This is a genomic window from Neisseria sp. P0006.S004 (genome assembly GCF_051963015.1).
GTDB lineage: Bacteria > Pseudomonadota > Gammaproteobacteria > Burkholderiales > Neisseriaceae > Neisseria.
Window position 1 is genome coordinate 586,898 of sequence record NZ_JBQCUS010000001.1, and the last position, 16,163, is coordinate 603,060.

A 16,163-nucleotide genomic window follows, 5' to 3' on the forward strand; every position below is an offset into this window, starting at 1 on the left:
AAGTGTTTGATTTTGATTAAAAGTAAGGTTGAGCATATGGAAAGCGGCCTTTTGACGAACTTATCTTTCAGACGACCTGAGTCTTGTGAGAAAAACTTTTATTTTTATTATCTTAGATATCTTGTTATCCCAATATGGCCGTTTGAAACATATGTACAGCATAGCGGGTTGCTTGTTTTGTCTAAAAATATGTCATAGTGATTAAATTCATGACTTCTGATGTAAATCAACATTCTAGAAAGAGGCAGTTATTCTGTTTCAAATAGAGAGAGAATGTATGAGTTTCATTCATTAAAAAATAAATCCATCAGTTTTCTTATTGATAGTGGTTATTATGTAGATTATCAAGCTAATAAGGGAAAGGTGTCTGTCTGGTTTGTCATGCTTTTTTAATATTATTTTTTAAAATTAGACTTGACCCATTACAAGCAATTACTTAAAGTACCCATCTTATTTTTACACAAGAAAACGGGCTGTCCCGTTCCAAAAAAATGAGCGCAATCAAACCACCACAAATCACTGTATTCGACAGCAAGCCAACCGATGCTTATTTCTTCGGTACTTGCGTTCTCGACCTTTTCATGCCGGAAGCAGGCATGGATGCCATCACTTTAATCGAACAACAGGGCATCCGTATCCATTATCCGATGGAGCAAAGCTGCTGCGGTCAACCGGCCTATTCGTCAGGTCATCCTAAAGAAGCCTTTGATGTTGCCAAAGCGCAACTGGATTTATTCCCTGAAAATTGGCCGATTGTCGTGCCTTCCGGTTCTTGCGGCGGCATGATGAAACACCACTGGCCGACTTTGTTTAAAGGTACCGAGTACGAACAAAAAGCCATTGATTGCGCCAATCGTATCATTGAATTTACCCACTTCCTGCTGGCGATTGGTTACAAACCTGAAGATAAAGGCGAGCCGGTTAAAGTAGCCGTTCATACTTCCTGCGCGGCGCGTCGTGAGATGAATGTCCATGTGTCAGGCTGGCAGCTGATTGACGGTATGGAAAATGTTGAACGTATCGTTCATGACCATGAAAGTGAATGCTGCGGTTTTGGCGGTACATTCTCTGTGAAACAGGCTGATATTTCCGGCGCGATGGTAACCGACAAAGTTGCAGCACTGAAAGAAACAGGCGCAACTGAAATCATCAGCGCGGATTGCGGCTGCATGATGAATATCGGCGGCAAAATTGCCAAAGACGAACCCAATATGCCACGTCCGAAACATATTGCATCTTTCCTGTTGGAACGTACCGGAGGTAAAGCATGAGTGCGCGCGAAAATATTTTAGCGAAATTGAAAAAAGCCGATGCCTTGCCGATGGAAGAACCGCCGGTTTTCGATTATTACCGTGAAATGGGTGTTTCTTGGGCAAACGATGTCGAACGCTTGAAACATTGGGCGGCTGCCATGCGTGCCGTCAAAACTGAAATCTATTGGGTTACCAAATCCAACTGGCCGCAAGTATTCCGTCAAGCCGCCGAAGGCAAAGGCTTGAAAAACATTCTGCTTCCATTGGAAACAGAACATGGTCAGCTGGCCCGTGCAGCTTTGGCCGATACTAATATTGAAGCGTGTGGTTTTGAGCGAAAAATCGACGACTGGAAAAACGAATTCTTTACCGATATTGAGGCTGGTTTTAGCGGCTCTAAATGCGGTATTGCCCGTACCGGTACGATTATGCTGGAGTCCAGCCCTGTTGAGCCGCGCAGCCTGAGTTTGGTTCCGCCTGTGCATTTCTGCCTGTTTGACACCAGCAAGATGTACAACGAATTCCATAATGCTGTTGAAGGCGAAAAACTGGTAGAAAAAGGCATGCCTACCAACGTTATTTTGATTTCCGGCCCGTCTAAGACTGCCGATATTCAATTGACTTTGGCCTATGGTGCACACGGCCCGCGCGATTTGGTGGTTTTGGCCGTTCTGCCTGATCACATTTCCCCTGCCGATTTGGAGGAAAAAGCATGAGTTCCCAAACCATTAAATTCCATATGAAGCCGGAAACATTCAAGCAAAACGCCGCGATTTCTTTGCAAGACAAGCCTCTGCGTAAAAGCTTACGTACAGCGATGGATATGCTGATGACCAAGCGCAAAGCCGTTTTGACAGATGAAGAAGAGTTGCAAAGCCTGCGTGATTTGTGTGAACATGTCCGTCAACGTTCGTTGTCCAAATTGCCTGCATTGTTGGAACAATTGGAAGAAAATCTGACCAAGTTGGGTGTTAAAGTTCACTGGGCGGAAACTCCTGCCGAAGCCTGCCAAATCATTCACAACATCATTACCGATAAAAACGGTAAGCTGATGGTGAAAGGCAAATCTATGGTCAGCGAAGAGATTGAGCTGAACCATTATCTGCAAGATCAAGGCATCAAAGCGATTGAGAGCGACTTGGGCGAGTTTATCGTTCAAATGGCCGGCGAGAAACCAACCCATATCGTGATGCCTGCCATTCATAAAACCAAAGAGCAGGTTAGCGAGCTTTTCCATCAAAACCTCGGCACTCCATTAACAGACGACGTAGACCAGCTGACCGGATTTGCGCGTAAAGCATTGCGCGATATTTACAGCACTGCCGATGTCGGTTTGAGCGGTGTGAACTTTGCCGTTGCTGAAACGGGCACTTTGTGTCTGGTCGAAAACGAAGGCAACGGCCGCTTGAGTACCACTGTACCGCCTGTGCACATTGCCATTACCGGTATTGAAAAAGTGGTTGCGAAGCTGTCGGATGTTCCACCTTTGTACAGCCTGTTGCCACGCTCCGCCATTGGTCAGAACATTACTACTTATTTCAATATGATTACCGGCCCTCGCCGTAGCGAAGAGCTGGACGGCCCTCAAGAAATGCACTTGGTACTGCTTGATAACGGCCGTAGCCAAGCTTATGCAGAAGATCAAATGCGCCGTACCTTGCAATGTATCCGTTGCGGTGCGTGTATGAACCACTGTCCGGTTTATACCCGTATCGGTGGCGCGGCTTACGGTACGACTTATCCCGGCCCGATTGGCGAGATTATCTCTCCGCATTTGTTAGGTTTGGATGCGACACGCGATCTGCCGACTGCGTGTACCATGTGTGGCGCCTGCGTTGAAGTTTGTCCGGTACGCATTCCGATTACCGAACAAATGCAACGCCTGCGTGTTGAAGCACAACGTTCGCCAACAGAAACCGTTCCACATCCTATCCGTGGTCAAGGTGCATCGCATACTTTCGGTGAACAAATGGCATGGCGTACGTTTAACGGTATTTTCAGCGGCAGTAAAGCTTATCGAGCATTCGGCTGGGCTACTACCAAATTCCGTGCATTGACGCCAAGCAAGCAGTTAAGCTGGACTAATAACCATGTTCCGATGAAACCTGCCAAGCAAACATTGCATGAAATGATGGCAGAAAGAAAACGTCAGCAAGAAAAAGCATAAGACTTGAAAATAAAACCTGGGAGATAAAAGCCTCAGGTTTTATTTTTTATTAAATACTGCTGGTGTAGCATCGCTATTTGTAAAGGTATTTGATTATTGTATTTTGATTCTTTTGAATAAAAAGGCCGTCTGAAAGATTTTCAGACGGCCTTTATTACATCCAAAAGTTTTTGTCTAAGTCCTTAGAGTAATACTTTTTCTATACCGCCGTTATTGGCTTTTTTCACAAACTCATCCAGCCAGTTTTCACCGAGGATGTGTTTTGCCATTTCGATGACGATGTAGTCTGCAGGCATATTGTTGTCGTCGGCGTAGCGGCTCAAGCCTTGCAGGCAGGCTGGGCAGGAGGTGAGCATTTTGACGGGTTCGCCCTGCGGCAGCTCTTTGAGGTTTTTCTCAATTTCCTCTTGTTTGCGGAACTTGATCTGAGTGGCAATGTCGGGTCGTTTGACGGCAAACATACCGGACTCGCCGCAGCAGCGGTCGCTTAAGACGACTTTCTGTCCCATCAGGCTGCTGGCCATTTGGGTGGCGTTCATGGTTTTAATCGGGGTATGGCAAGGGTCGTGGTAGAGGTACTGCTGACCTTGCACTCCGTTTAGCTGCACCCCTTTTTCAAGCAGATATTCGTGGATGTCGATGATACGGCAGCCTGGGAAGATTTCCTCAAAACGGTATTTTTCCAGTTGGTCATAGCAGGTACCGCAACTGACGACGACGGTTTTAATGTCGAGGTAGTTGAGGGTGTTCGCCATACGGTGGAAAGCCACGCGGTTGTTGGTGCTCATTTCTTCGGCTTTAGCCTTATTGCCGCCAGCGTCTTGCGGATAGCCGCAACACATATAGCCCGGCGGCAGGACGGTTTGTACACCGACATGCCAGAGCATGGCTTGAACGGCAAGTCCGATTTGGCTGAACAGACGCTCAGAGCCGCAACCTGGGAAGTAGAACACGGCTTCGGCATCTTCGGGCGCGGCCGGATTGCGGATGATAGGAATACTCTTGTCATCTTCGATGCCCAGCATGGAGCGCGGAGTTTTGGCTGGCACGCTTTTCGGTAAAGGACGGTTGATGAAATGGATAACCTGTTCTTTGATTGAGGCGGTACCGACGGTGGCTTTCGGTTCAGCTTTTTGCTTTTTAGTGCCGATCGGAAGAAGCTTGCCGATTTTGTATGCAAAGTTTTGCGCTGGGAAGCCGGTCTGTATCATGGCGGCGCGAAGGGCTTTGATGGTTTTCGGGCCTGTTGCGTTCAAAAATGCCATGCCCATTGAAGCCGCAGGCGCAAAGCGTTTGTGGCCGGAATCGGCAAGGTAGTTGCGAATGGCTACGGTAACGTTGCCGAAGTCGATGTTGACAGGGCAAGGTTTAACGCAGCGGTGGCACACGGTGCAGTGGTCGCCGATGTCCATCAGTTCTTCAAAATGTTTGACGGAAACGCCGCGACGGGTTTGTTCTTCATATAAGAAGGCTTCGGTCAGCAATCCTACGCCGAGGATTTTGTTGCGTGGGCTATACAGCAGGTTGGCACGCGGAACGTGAGTAGAGCAAACAGGTTTGCATTTGCCGCAGCGCAGACAGTCTTTGACGGAATCGGCGATGGTGCCGAGGTCTGATTTTTCCATAATCAGAGATTCCGCCCCCAAAAGCTCGAAAGACGGCGTATAGGCGTTGCGCAGGTCCGAGCCTTTCATCAGTTTGTGACGGTTGAAGGTGTGTTTGGGATCGACTTGGTTTTTGTAGTTCCAAAACGGTTGCAAATCTTCATCGGTCAAAAATTCGAGCTTGGTAATGCCGATGCCGTGTTCGCCGGAAATTACGCCGCCGAGCGAACGGGCGATTTTCATAATGCGTTCGACCGAACGATAGGCCGTCTGAAGCATTTCGGCATCGTCTGAGTTAACCGGAATATTGGTGTGAACGTTACCGTCGCCGGCGTGCATATGCAGGGCGACAAAGACGCGGCTGCGTACGGTTTTGGCGTGGATTTTGCCCAAGCCTTCGATGATTTTGGTGTCGGTTTTGCCGCTGAAGATTTCAGAAAGTGGCTTCATTACGTCTGCTTTGACAGACACGCGCAGGTGGAAATCGCGGAAGGCAATAAAGCAGCTTTCATTGTCTTTGGCTTCGGGCGCGGCGTGGACGGCTGCGCCATAGTGGACTTTATAGTCGGCAAGTGGTGCGTCTAAGTTAGCAAGCAACCATTCCCAACGCGCTTTGACAGCGGAAACGTGGGCCAGGGCGTGTTTGCCGCGTTCGCCCAACAGTTCGGCGGTTGGCAGGTCTGTTCCCATTTTGTCGATGGGGAGTTTGCCGGACAGATATTGCTCCAAGGCGGCACAGAGTTTGAGTTTGTTTTGGATGGAAAGCTCAATGTTGATGCGCTCGATGCCGTCTGAATACTCACCGAGTCTTTCGAGTGGGATTACCACGTCTTCATTGATTTTAAAGGCGTTGGTGTGTTTGGCTATGGCGGCGGTGCGGCTGCGGTCAAGCCAGAAGGTTTTGCGGGCTTCGGGAGATATGGCGATAAAGCCTTCGCCGTCGCGGGCGCGGGCGAGTTCGCAGATGTGTTCGGCGGCTGCCTCTACGGCGGCTTCATCGTCGGAAACCACGTCTGCCAGCAAGACCATTTTAGGCCGGCCTTTGCCTGCTGCTTTGGTGGCATAACCGACGGCACGGACGTAACGCCAGTCTAAATGTTCCAAACCCGCCAGCCGCACGCTGTCGTGGGCGAGCAGGAAGTCGCGGATTTCAACGATAGAAGGCGTGGCGGTGGCAACCGTGCCGAAAAACTCCATACACACGGTGCGCGTGTATTTCGGCATTTTATGCAATACGAAGGCGACGCTGGTGATGATGCCGTCTGTGCCTTCTTTTTGCACTCCGGGCAGACCGCTCAAGAATTTGTCGGTAACGTCTTTGCCCAAACCGACTTTGCGGAATTTGTGGCCGGGTATTTCCAAACGTTTGGTATTGACGATATTGCGGCCGTCTGAATCCAGCGTATGTACGTCAAACACGGCAATTTCTTCATCGTGGATTTTGCCGAAATTGTGGCGCACGCGTTCGATACGTAACCATTCGCCTTGAGGGTTAACCATGTTCCAGTAGGCGAGGTTGTCCAAGGCAGTACCCCACAGTACGGCCTTTTTGCCACCTGCATTCATCGCCACATTACCGCCCACGCAAGACGCATCGGCGGAAGTCGGATCGACGGCGAACACCAAACCCGCCTGATGCGCGGTTTCTTCTACCCGGCGTGTTACTACGCCTGCACCGCAATGGATAATCGGATGTCTGCCGTCCAAGCCTGCCAGCTCAACGTCTTCCACGCCGCGATGTTTGTCGAGTTTTTCGGTATTGATGACTGCGCTGTTTGCATCCAAAGGTACTGCGCCGCCGGTATAACCTGTACCGCCGCCGCGCGGGATGATGACCAAGTCCAACTCGATTAAGGCGCGCACCAAAGGCGCGATCTCTGCCTCGGTATCAGGATTGACGACGACAAAAGGATACTCCACGCGCCAGTCGGTTGCATCGGTAACGTGCGTTACGCGAGCCAAGCCGTCAAACATAATATTGTGCGGCTTGGTAATTTTGCTTAAGCGATCCAAAATTTGATGGCGTTTTTGGCTGGTTTCATCAAAACTACTATCAAAACGCTCGACTGCTTTTTCTGCTGCGGCAACCAAGACATCCACTTGCCGATTATCGTCGCGGCGTTTGCGGATTTCATTTAAGCGGTGGCGCATTTCGCGTACCAACGCGGCGCGGCGTTTCGGGTGCTCCAGCAAGTCATCGACCAGATACGGATTGCGCACGACCACCCAAATATCGCCCAACACTTCAAACAACATTCGCGCCGAACGTCCTGTCTTACGCTGACCGCGCAGGTCTTGCAGGATTTGCCACGCTTCGTCGCCCAACAGTCGGATGACGATTTCGCGGTCGGTATAAGAAGTATAGTTATAGGGAATTTCTCGAATACGCTGAGGGGCAGTAGTCGTGGTCATGCTCGTGTTCCGTTGATGGATGTAATGTTTTTATATTAAAGGCCGTCTGAAAAATGCAATTTCTTCTTGATGGCGTAAAGTGTTAATGTAGTGTAATTTTCGATATTTTTCAACGGAAAAGACAATAAACATTTCAATGGGAATGATTTGCAACTAGGTAATATTGTTTACAATCTTGTCGTGTAAATGGTTTTCAGACGGCCTGAGAGATTTTATCGCTTGAGTTTTTCTATAAAACCGCTATAATGCGTTTCTTCTATGGCGGGTCTCCCCGCATGGTAATTCGGAACACCGGGTCAGGGGCGGAAGCCAGCAGCCCACTCTGATGAGCCAGTGCCGGGGGTTCGGCTCGCCACCTTATTCAAAAATGCCGGAGATGGTTAAGTCTCCGGCATTTTTCATTGTATAAAGCGTAATAAAAAGGTCGTCTGAAATCTCATTTTCAGACGACCTTTGAGTTTATGAACCAGCTATTTATGCTTCTTCTGATTTTGTATTGGGCAAAACGCAGTTCAGGATAATGGCCAATACGGCGCACAAACCTACACCGGCGAAGCTCAAAGTACCTACTTTGATAATCATGCCGCCGATACCGGTCGTCAATACGGAGCTGACGATAACCAGATTTTTCGGCTGCATCAAATCGACTTTCGCATCAATCAATGTTTTGATGCCCAAAGAGGCGATTGTACCGAACAGCAGCAACATAATGCCGCCCATAACCGGCATAGGAATCGAAGCCAAAAACGCGTTGAACTTACCGAAAAATGCCATGAAAATCGCAAAAATTGCCGCCCAAGTCATGATAACGGGGTTGCTGTTTTTGGTAATCATCACCGCGCCGGTTACTTCGCCGTAAGTGGTTACAGGCGGGCCGCCGATCAAACCGGCCACGCACACGCCCAAGCCGTCGCCGGCGAGGGTTTTGTCCAAGCCCGGGTCTTTAGTGTAGTTTTTTCCGGTCACATTACCGATGGCCATAATGCCGCCGATGTGTTCGATGGCCGGGGCGATGGCAACAGGCAACATAAACAAGGCAGCCTGCCAGTTAACTTGGGGCGTTTCAAAATGAGGGACGGCAAACCAAGGAGCGTTGATGATGGCGCTGGTATCGACCAAGCCCATGATCAAAGCCAACACATAGCCGGAAGCCACGCCGATCAAAATCGGAATCAGCTTCATCATTTTGCTGCCGAAGACAGAAACAATGACGGTTACCGCAAAGGTAAAGCCGGAGAGAATCAGCGAGTCGATATAGTCGATGACCTGTTTTCCATCTGCCTGACCCATGGCCATGCTGCTGGCTGCAGCGGCCACGGACAAACCGATTACCATAATCACCGGACCGATAACCACGGGTGGCAACAGCTTGTGTACCGCATCCAGACCGCGCCATCTGATCAACGCGGCAAAGACAAAGTACATGAAACCTGCCGCAAACAGACCGAACATGGTAGAAGGCAGACCCCATTCGCCGATGGAGTAGATAATCGGTGCAATAAAGGCAAAAGAAGAACCGAGGAAAATCGGCACTTTACGTTTGGTAACCAATTGGAACAACAAGGTGCCTAAGCCTGCGCCTAATAATGCCAAAGCCGGGTTCAGTCCCGTCAGAAGCGGCACAAGCACCATGGCACCGAATGCGACAAACAAAATCTGCGCACCGGCTACCGCCGTTTTAAGCTGGTTCATAAAAGCTCCGAAGAAAATTCAAACGGCGCAGATTATACTGATTTATCCTAGTCATGAACATTTATTTACAAAAGGCCGTCTGAACAAATGTAACGATGACACCTGTTCAGACGGCCTTGTTTGATAGTGAATGGTTAATAACTTATCAAAATCGATTAGGAAAATTTTCAGCCGCGTGTTTCGCGCCAAACCAGATAATCGCGCAGGGGTGGCATGGGCGGATTGATGCAGTGCGGACAGATACCGGTTGTGTCTTCATCGTCGCTGTCGATATGGTAGTCGTTTGGATCGAAGCGCACCTGCTGCATCACAGCTTGCGCCAATGCTTGTTCCTGTATGACATCAAATTCAAATTTTTCCAAAATCTCATTCAATAGGCAGATTTCGCCGTCGCTGAAAGATTCGCTGTGTTTGACAATGAGGCGTTGATAATCTTCATTGCTGATTTTTTCGTGAAGTAAATCGGTCTGGATAGTCATGATTTTTATTGTTGAAATAAGGTGGTTAAGTTGCGGATTATAGCAGATATCGTGGTGGCTGTTTTAAAGGCCGTGTTCTGGTTCGGAAAGTGCCTCTGTTTTGGCTTTTTTTGGCATTAGGCTATTTAATATTGAGTTAATTGCTTGGTAATCGTCGCTATAAAAAAATTCTCCGATATATATGGTTTCCTCATGATAAACAAATGACCATGCACCTTGTTTACTATTTGGTTGTCGTAAGGGGCTGGAGATGGTGGATGTATTCCTTCTCTGGCTCAAATAGTTACGCAGTGTTATTTTAGTGTTTTTAGTATTTGCATGGTTCTCATGTGGCTGCCATTGCGCTATTTCTACGAGTGAAAATTTTTTACCTTTTCCCAATCCAAACAGCGCGAACTGGTGTGAAAGTATTCCATTTTGAACATGAATATGTTCTTGTCCAAAAAGTTGCCACAGTAAGTCATAAATACATTGGAAAGAAAGCAGACCCAAAAATATGAGGAGTATGATATTAAATGCTGATTCAAAGTTTAAATTTGGAATGTTTGCTAATATCAATAGTACGATTACAAGGTCTCTGCAAGTTAATAGAAGTTTGAGTCGGTTACGTATAATTTTTGCTGACAAGGTAATTTTGCTAGGTGTTTGTTCAATTTTATAACGTGAAGATGTCATCAATATCCTCCTACTTTGTCTGCCTGATATGCTTTTTGCAGCGGTGTAATTTGCGCTAAGCGGGCATGATCAATTTGTTCGGCGATAAGGTGCGCTTTTCCTTGTGCGTAGCACTCGGCGGCGATTTTGCCTGCATCTACTTGGTTGGCAGCTTCAAGTAAAGCCAGCCAGTGTTCGCGTTGCGGATAGGGGGTGTCTTCAAGGTTCAGACGGCCTTGTTTGTCGGCCACGCAGACGTTTAAGGCCGTCTGAAAACGTTCGGGGCGGCGGAAGGCATCGGTTTTTTTCAAAACCTTCAAAATGGTTTTGCTTTTGAACTGCCCGACTTGGTGGAGCATGATGTGCCAGCGGCAGACGAGTTCGGCAAGCTCGGCGCAGTGTTTGGGCGCGCGCAGGCGTTGATTGACTTCGCGGACGGGTTCGACACCATTGATGTCGTGTTCGTAGTGTTTCGGCAGGATATCGGCCGGTGTTTTTGCCTTGCCCAAGTCGTGCAATAGGGCGGCATAGCGTTCGGCAAGGGACAGATTCATTTCGGCGGCTAGTTGTACAACCATCAGCGTATGGATACCGCTGTCGATTTCGGGATGATAGTCGGCGCGTTGCGGTACGCCGAAAAGGGCGTCAAGTTCGGGCAGCAAGACTTTGAGCGCGCCGCATTCGCGCAAAACTTCAATCATTTTGCGCGGGTTTTTCTCCATCAAGCCTTTGGCCAATTCCTGCCAGACGCGTTCGGCAACCAAGGCATCCGCTTCGCCGTTTTCTATCATTTGCCGCATCAGCAACATGGTTTCATCGGCAATTTGAAACCCATAACGCGCGGCAAAACGGGCGATACGCAAAATCCGCACGGGATCTTCGGCAAAGGCAGGCGAAACGTGGCGCAGGATGCCGTCCGCTAAGTCTTGTTGTCCGCCAAAGGGATCGATGATCGTGCCGTCTGAATCCTGAGCCATGGCATTGATGGTCAGGTCGCGACGCATTAGGTCTTGTTCCAGCGTAACGTCTTTATCGGCATGAAAGCTGAATCCGGCATAGCCTTTGGCGGTTTTGCGCTCGGTACGGGCGAGGGCGTATTCTTCGTGGCTGTCCGGATGGAGAAAGACAGGGAAATCCTTGCCGACAGGTTGATAGCCTTTAGCCAACATGGTTTGCGCATCTGCACCGATGACTACCCAATCGCGGTCTTTGACGGGCAGGCCTAACAGATGGTCGCGGACGGCGCCGCCGACAAGATAGGTTTTGATGGTTTGTGTATTCATATAAAAATCGAACGATATAAAAAGGCCGTCTGAAAAGCCGTATTGGGTTTTCAGACGGCCTGAGTCAGAACACTATTATGACGCTTTAGGCTTGTTGCTGTCGATAATCTTCAGTCCGGCGGCGACAACAAACCATATCATTATGCGGCATATCCTTTATAATAAGTCCATTCAAATACGGAGCGGTGAATAATGCAAACTTGGCATGAGGCAATTGGTGCAGAAAAAGAAAAGGCGTATTTCCAAACGATTTTGGAGAAGGTGCGCCATGAAAGGCATACGGGGATAACCGTTTATCCGTCCGAGCGCGATGTATTCAATGCCTTTCGGACGACTGAATTCGGAAATGTAAAGGTAGTGATTTTGGGGCAAGACCCGTATCACGGTGCAGGTCAGGCGCATGGTTTGGCGTTTTCCGTGCAACCTGAAATTGCGGTGCCGCCGTCACTGGTCAATATTTATAAAGAGTTGGCGACGGATATTGAAGGTTTTCAGATTCCGCAACACGGCTATTTGCAGCATTGGGCGGAACAGGGCGTGTTGCTGTTGAACACGGTATTGACTGTTCGTGCCGGTGCGGCGCATTCTCATGCGACCTTCGGCTGGGAGGCGTTTACCGATGAAGTCATCCGTCAATTGGATAAGGAACGCGAGCATTTAGTCTTTATGCTGTGGGGCAGCCATGCGCAGAAGAAAGGCGCGTTTATCGACCGCAACCGCCATTTGGTGCTGACCGCGCCGCATCCTTCCCCTTTATCGGCATATCGCGGCTTTTTCGGCTGCAAACATTTTTCGCAGGCAAACGCTTATTTGCAGGCACATGGTTTAGAGCCGATTGATTGGCAGGTTTAAATAAGATAAAAGGCCGTCTGAAAGCTGATTTTCAGACGGCCTTATGATTTAGTTTCAGATCGAATATTCAATCAGCTCGTTTTGAGAGAAGACATAAACCTGTTTCGGAATCAGATTCAATTCTTTGCCTTCGGCGATTTGGTAACGCGCGGCATCGCTACCTGCCAGCGTGATGTGCACGTCCTGTTTGTCGTGTTTTACCACAATATGCGTTAATGCGCCGACGGCGTGGATTTTTTCGATTTCGGCGCGGATCATCGGTGTTTCATGTTCGGCGGCTAGCTGCCATTCGTGCGGACGGATGTAGCCGATAGCGGTTTGTTCCTGCCATTTGTAGTGTGCATCCAATTTCCACGCGAAGCCGTGGTAATGCCAGATGCCTTTTTCGATGCGTCCTTCAAATGCGTCGGTTTCGCCGAGAAACTCGGTAACGAAGGCGTTTTCGGGTTTGCGGTAAATGACTTCGGCGCTGCCGGTTTGTTCGATTTTGCCGTGGTTCATGACGACAATTTCGTCGGAAACTTCGAGGGCTTCTTCTTGGTCGTGAGTTACTAAAATACTGGTCACGCCCAAGTTGTGATGGATGTCACGCAGCCAAGTGCGCAATTCTTTGCGCACTTTGGCATCCAGCGCGCCAAAGGGTTCGTCCAGGAGCAGGAGTTTGGGTTCGACGGCGAGAGCACGGGCAAGGGCGATGCGTTGGCGTTGGCCGCCGGAGAGCTGGTGCGGATAGGATTTGGCGAGGTGGGAGAGCTGCACGAGTTTGAGCAGTTCTTCGACTTTGGCGCGGATTTGTTCTTTGGACGGGCGTTCGGACTTGGGCAATACGGTCAAACCGAAAGCGACGTTGTCAAACACGTTCATATGGCGGAAAAGGGCGTAGTGTTGGAACACGAAGCCGACTTTGCGTTCGCGCACATGCTTGGCGGTTACGTCTTGGCCGTCAAAGAGAATTTGGCCGCCGTCGGCGTTTTCCAATCCGGCGATGATGCGCAGGAGCGTGGTTTTGCCGCAGCCGGAAGGGCCGAGCAGGGAAACGAGTTTGCCGGTGGGGACGTTGAGGTTGATGTTTTTCAGCGCGTGGAACGCTCCGAAGTGTTTATTTAAGTTTTGGATGGTGATGCTCATGCTGCGTTCCTTTCGGCGGCGGCGAGTTTTTTATCTTGTAATTTGGTGATGATGTTTTGCACCAGCAAGGTGGCCAAGGCTAAAAGTGCCAATACGCCGGAGAGGGCGAATGCGCCGGTAAAGTTGTATTCGTTGTAGAAGATTTCGACCAAAAGCGGGATGGTGTTGGTTTCGCCGCGAATGTGCCCCGATACCACGCTGACCGCGCCGAATTCGCCCATCGCGCGGGCGTTGGTGAGGATGATTCCGTAGAGCAACGCCCATTTGATGTTGGGCAGGGTAACGCGCCAAAACATCTGCCAGCCGTTTGCGCCGAGTATCAAGGCAGCCTGTTCTTCGCTGTCGCCCTGCGCCTGCATCAGCGGAATGATTTCGCGCGCGACAAAGGGAAAGGTAACGAACAGTGTCGCCAAAATAATGCCGGGGATGGCGAAGATAATCTGTATGCCTTGCGCTTCGAGCCAGCCGCCCAATGCCGTGTGCGCGCCGAACAATAAGACGAACATCAAACCGGCCACCACGGGCGATACGGAAAACGGCAAATCGAGCAGGGTAGTCAGCAACTGCTTGCCGCGGAAGTCAAAACGGGTCAGCAGCCACGCCATCGCCACGCCCAAGACGGCATTGACGGGAACGACAATCAGCGCGGTAATCAGCGTTAATTTGATGGCAGACCAAGCTTCGGGATCGGTCAAGGACTGCAGGTATAAATCCCAACCGCCTTTTAAGGCCTCGTAGAATACGGCAACCAAAGGCACGACCAGCATCAGCAGCAGAAAGCCCAAGGCGGTAGCAGTCAGCAATACGCGCAGCCAACGCGGTTCGCTCAAGTTTGGATTAGTGGAATGGGTTTTCATGGTAGGGTAGTCTCTATTTATTCTTGTATCCGTTTAGGCCGTCTGAAAAATGTTGCTTGATGTTTCAGACGGCCTGTTGTTTGTTAAACCCTCGCTCCGGCGCGGCGGCTCAAAGTCCATTGCATAATGTTTAAAATCAGCAGGATGACAAACGAAATCATCAGCATAAACAGAGCAACGGCTGACGCGCCCTGAGCATCGTATTGCTCCAGTTTGCCGGTAATAATCAAGGGCAGAATTTCAGACACCATTGGAATATTGCCCGCGATAAAAATGACCGATCCGTATTCGCCGGTAGAGCGGGCAAACATCATGCCTGCGCCGGTCAACAGGGCCGGCGTGATTTCAGGCAAGAGGACGCGGCGGAACGTAGTCCAACGGCTTGCGCCTAAAGTCGCCGCCGCTTCTTCATACTCGCCCGACAATTCTTCCAATACCGGCTGCACGGCGCGGACGATAAAGGGCAGGCTGACGACAATCAGCGCAATCCAAATGCCGATGGGCGTAAAGGCGATTTTGATGCCCAAAGGCTCGAAAAAACGGCCTATCCAGCCATTGGGGGCGTATAGGGTTGCCAACGCAATGCCTGTTACCGCCGTCGGTAGTGCAAACGGCAAATCGACCAAAGCGTTTACTAATCCTTTGCCTGGAAATTCATAGCGCACCAATACCCAGGCAACCAGCGTGCCGAACACGATATTGGTCAACATCGCATAAAACGACATCCGCAAGCTCAGCCAGACGGCCGCCAAGACATTGGGTTCGGTAATCGTGTTCCAAAATCCGCTCCAGCCGATTTCCGCCGCTTTGGCCGCCATCATCGCAAACGGCAAAACCACCAAAAGCGACAGGCACAAAACCGTCAAACCCAGGCTGAGCTTGAAACCCGGCAATACAGAAGGCGTTTTGAGTAACAACATAATGGCAACCGTCAGAATTTAATACACGCTTACTTTAACAAGGCCGTCTGAAAACTGGAAAGAATGCTTTGTTTGGTATAAAGACGATTTTGTTATATTGAAAAGCTGAAAAGGCCGTCTGAATATCAAATTTCAGACGGCCTTGCTGGTGCGGTAAGTAATCAATAGGCAACAGGATCTTGAGATGCAGGCTGGTGTTGCGCCGCGTCATGGTTTTCCTGAGCCGAGCGGACGGCTTTTTCCAAACCGTTGATCCGTTCGAGATAGCGGGCATAGTTGCGTTCATTGCCATAACGCACTTTTTTGCCTTCTTCCAAATTTTTCTTGGCGGTATCTAAAGCACGCTTGGCCGCGCCGACATCAGCCGGATTGACCGGGGCGACAGCTTCTTCCGCCTGCTCGGTTTTGCTAGGGGAAATCGGCGTTGCCGGTGTTGAAACAGGCGCAGAAGTATATACGGACGGTTTGCCGATATTGCTGGCTTTGCAGTTTTTGCCGCCGGCTTGGGTATAGATTTTGCGGCCGGCAGAATCGGTACATTCAAAAATAGGCGCGGCGGAAACCGCAGTTGTCAACGCGAGCAGTAATGTGCTGATCCAAATTTTGTTCATTTTTATTTTTCCTTAAAACCATTTCCACCAAACAAACAAAGCCGCAATCATGATGACGTTGGCGAATAGGATGGATTTCCACTGTCTGGGTGCGCGCCGCAATTCGGCGCCCGAGCGCGTGCGGCGGATATAGAAAAACGGGCTGAGCAGCATGGAAGCGGCACATACTAAAATAATCACGGCGTAATAGATTTTGTGCGTTTCCATATCGTTTCTCCGTTTCAGACGGCCTGAAATGCTGCCTACAACGC

General features: G+C 49.7%; 14 protein-coding genes and 1 other RNA gene. 5 read left to right on the forward strand and 10 right to left on the reverse strand.

Going from position 1 to position 16,163, the window contains the following annotated elements:
- Positions 1-491: 491 nt before the first annotated feature.
- Genes ACTHR2_RS02790 through ACTHR2_RS02800 form a run of 3 tightly spaced genes read left to right on the forward strand, consistent with a single transcriptional unit; the run spans position 492 to position 3,420 of the window.
- Entirely contained in the window at positions 492-1,271 is a 780-nt protein-coding gene (locus ACTHR2_RS02790; protein WP_070647216.1) for a (Fe-S)-binding protein, read from the forward strand.
- Positions 1,268-1,969 carry a LutC/YkgG family protein gene (locus ACTHR2_RS02795; RefSeq protein ID WP_128581005.1) on the forward strand — a complete coding sequence of 234 codons (702 nt, stop codon included), beginning with the start codon at positions 1,268-1,270 and terminating at the stop codon, positions 1,967-1,969. The genes ACTHR2_RS02790 and ACTHR2_RS02795 overlap by 4 nt, the downstream gene beginning before the upstream one ends.
- The gene (locus tag ACTHR2_RS02800; protein WP_263336140.1) at positions 1,966-3,420 is read left to right on the forward strand and encodes a LutB/LldF family L-lactate oxidation iron-sulfur protein; all 1,455 of its coding nucleotides are present in this window, start codon (positions 1,966-1,968) and stop codon (positions 3,418-3,420) included. The genes ACTHR2_RS02795 and ACTHR2_RS02800 overlap by 4 nt, the downstream gene beginning before the upstream one ends.
- Positions 3,421-3,602: 182 nt before the next feature.
- Here the strand turns inward: ACTHR2_RS02800 and ACTHR2_RS02805 are convergent, their stop codons facing one another.
- Entirely contained in the window at positions 3,603-7,436 is a 3,834-nt protein-coding gene (locus tag ACTHR2_RS02805) for an FAD/FMN-binding oxidoreductase (protein ID WP_263336143.1), read from the reverse strand.
- A 260-nt stretch (positions 7,437-7,696) separates the two neighbouring features.
- On the opposite strand from ACTHR2_RS02805, the gene ffs reads away from it, so the two are divergent.
- Positions 7,697-7,793: signal recognition particle sRNA small type (ffs, locus tag ACTHR2_RS02810), an RNA gene on the forward strand.
- Positions 7,794-7,910: 117 nt separating this feature from the next.
- Here ffs and ACTHR2_RS02815 read toward each other — a convergent pair.
- The 4 genes from ACTHR2_RS02815 to ACTHR2_RS02830 all read right to left on the reverse strand — a co-directional run bounded on the left by ACTHR2_RS02815 (position 7,911) and on the right by ACTHR2_RS02830 (position 11,544).
- Positions 7,911-9,128 carry a uracil-xanthine permease family protein gene (locus tag ACTHR2_RS02815; RefSeq protein WP_003679234.1) on the reverse strand — a complete coding sequence of 406 codons (1,218 nt, stop codon included), beginning with the start codon at positions 9,126-9,128 and terminating at the stop codon, positions 7,911-7,913.
- A 167-nt stretch (positions 9,129-9,295) separates the two neighbouring features.
- Entirely contained in the window at positions 9,296-9,607 is a 312-nt protein-coding gene (locus ACTHR2_RS02820) for a hypothetical protein (RefSeq protein ID WP_263336149.1), read from the reverse strand.
- Positions 9,608-9,670: 63 nt separating this feature from the next.
- Positions 9,671-10,282, reverse strand: coding sequence for a hypothetical protein (locus ACTHR2_RS02825; protein ID WP_263336152.1), 612 nt, complete (start codon positions 10,280-10,282; stop codon positions 9,671-9,673).
- Positions 10,282-11,544, reverse strand: coding sequence for a multifunctional CCA addition/repair protein (locus ACTHR2_RS02830; RefSeq protein ID WP_440375328.1), 1,263 nt, complete (start codon positions 11,542-11,544; stop codon positions 10,282-10,284). Before ACTHR2_RS02830 ends, ACTHR2_RS02825 begins: the two co-directional genes overlap by 1 nt.
- A gap of 192 nt (positions 11,545-11,736) precedes the next feature.
- On the opposite strand from ACTHR2_RS02830, the gene ung reads away from it, so the two are divergent.
- Positions 11,737-12,396: a uracil-DNA glycosylase gene (gene ung, locus ACTHR2_RS02835; RefSeq protein WP_440375329.1), complete on the forward strand. Its 660-nt coding sequence runs from the start codon at positions 11,737-11,739 to the stop codon at positions 12,394-12,396.
- Between the two features lie 54 nt (positions 12,397-12,450).
- Here the strand turns inward: ung and ACTHR2_RS02840 are convergent, their stop codons facing one another.
- The 5 genes from ACTHR2_RS02840 to ACTHR2_RS02860 all read right to left on the reverse strand — a co-directional run bounded on the left by ACTHR2_RS02840 (position 12,451) and on the right by ACTHR2_RS02860 (position 16,119).
- On the reverse strand, positions 12,451-13,524 hold the full coding sequence (locus tag ACTHR2_RS02840) for a sulfate/molybdate ABC transporter ATP-binding protein (protein ID WP_263336159.1): 1,074 nt from the start codon (positions 13,522-13,524) through the stop codon (positions 12,451-12,453).
- Positions 13,521-14,381, reverse strand: coding sequence for a sulfate ABC transporter permease subunit CysW (gene cysW / locus ACTHR2_RS02845; protein ID WP_036490816.1), 861 nt, complete (start codon positions 14,379-14,381; stop codon positions 13,521-13,523). Before cysW ends, ACTHR2_RS02840 begins: the two co-directional genes overlap by 4 nt.
- Positions 14,382-14,464: 83 nt before the next feature.
- Positions 14,465-15,301 (reverse strand): sulfate ABC transporter permease subunit CysT, encoded by an 837-nt coding sequence (gene cysT / locus ACTHR2_RS02850; RefSeq protein WP_063069002.1) that lies wholly within the window; start codon positions 15,299-15,301, stop codon positions 14,465-14,467.
- Positions 15,302-15,462: 161 nt separating this feature from the next.
- Entirely contained in the window at positions 15,463-15,912 is a 450-nt protein-coding gene (locus tag ACTHR2_RS02855; protein WP_263336164.1) for a DUF4124 domain-containing protein, read from the reverse strand.
- A gap of 12 nt (positions 15,913-15,924) precedes the next feature.
- Entirely contained in the window at positions 15,925-16,119 is a 195-nt protein-coding gene (locus ACTHR2_RS02860) for a hypothetical protein (protein WP_263336167.1), read from the reverse strand.
- Positions 16,120-16,163 lie beyond the last annotated feature (44 nt).

Bases quoted from the DNA above. Each gene is read 5' to 3' on its own strand.
- ACTHR2_RS02790 (WP_070647216.1), top strand. From the start codon at position 492: ATGAGCGCAATCAAACCACCACAAATCACTGTATTCGACAGCAAGCCA.
- ACTHR2_RS02795 (WP_128581005.1), top strand. From the start codon at position 1,268: ATGAGTGCGCGCGAAAATATTTTAGCGAAATTGAAAAAAGCCGATGCC.
- ACTHR2_RS02800 (WP_263336140.1), top strand. From the start codon at position 1,966: ATGAGTTCCCAAACCATTAAATTCCATATGAAGCCGGAAACATTCAAG.
- ACTHR2_RS02805 (WP_263336143.1), bottom strand. From the start codon at position 7,436: ATGACCACGACTACTGCCCCTCAGCGTATTCGAGAAATTCCCTATAAC.
- ACTHR2_RS02815 (WP_003679234.1), bottom strand. From the start codon at position 9,128: ATGAACCAGCTTAAAACGGCGGTAGCCGGTGCGCAGATTTTGTTTGTC.
- ACTHR2_RS02820 (WP_263336149.1), bottom strand. From the start codon at position 9,607: ATGACTATCCAGACCGATTTACTTCACGAAAAAATCAGCAATGAAGAT.
- ACTHR2_RS02825 (WP_263336152.1), bottom strand. From the start codon at position 10,282: ATGACATCTTCACGTTATAAAATTGAACAAACACCTAGCAAAATTACC.
- ACTHR2_RS02830 (WP_440375328.1), bottom strand. From the start codon at position 11,544: ATGAATACACAAACCATCAAAACCTATCTTGTCGGCGGCGCCGTCCGC.
- ung (WP_440375329.1), top strand. From the start codon at position 11,737: ATGCAAACTTGGCATGAGGCAATTGGTGCAGAAAAAGAAAAGGCGTAT.
- ACTHR2_RS02840 (WP_263336159.1), bottom strand. From the start codon at position 13,524: ATGAGCATCACCATCCAAAACTTAAATAAACACTTCGGAGCGTTCCAC.
- cysW (WP_036490816.1), bottom strand. From the start codon at position 14,381: ATGAAAACCCATTCCACTAATCCAAACTTGAGCGAACCGCGTTGGCTG.
- cysT (WP_063069002.1), bottom strand. From the start codon at position 15,301: ATGTTGTTACTCAAAACGCCTTCTGTATTGCCGGGTTTCAAGCTCAGC.
- ACTHR2_RS02855 (WP_263336164.1), bottom strand. From the start codon at position 15,912: ATGAACAAAATTTGGATCAGCACATTACTGCTCGCGTTGACAACTGCG.
- ACTHR2_RS02860 (WP_263336167.1), bottom strand. From the start codon at position 16,119: ATGGAAACGCACAAAATCTATTACGCCGTGATTATTTTAGTATGTGCC.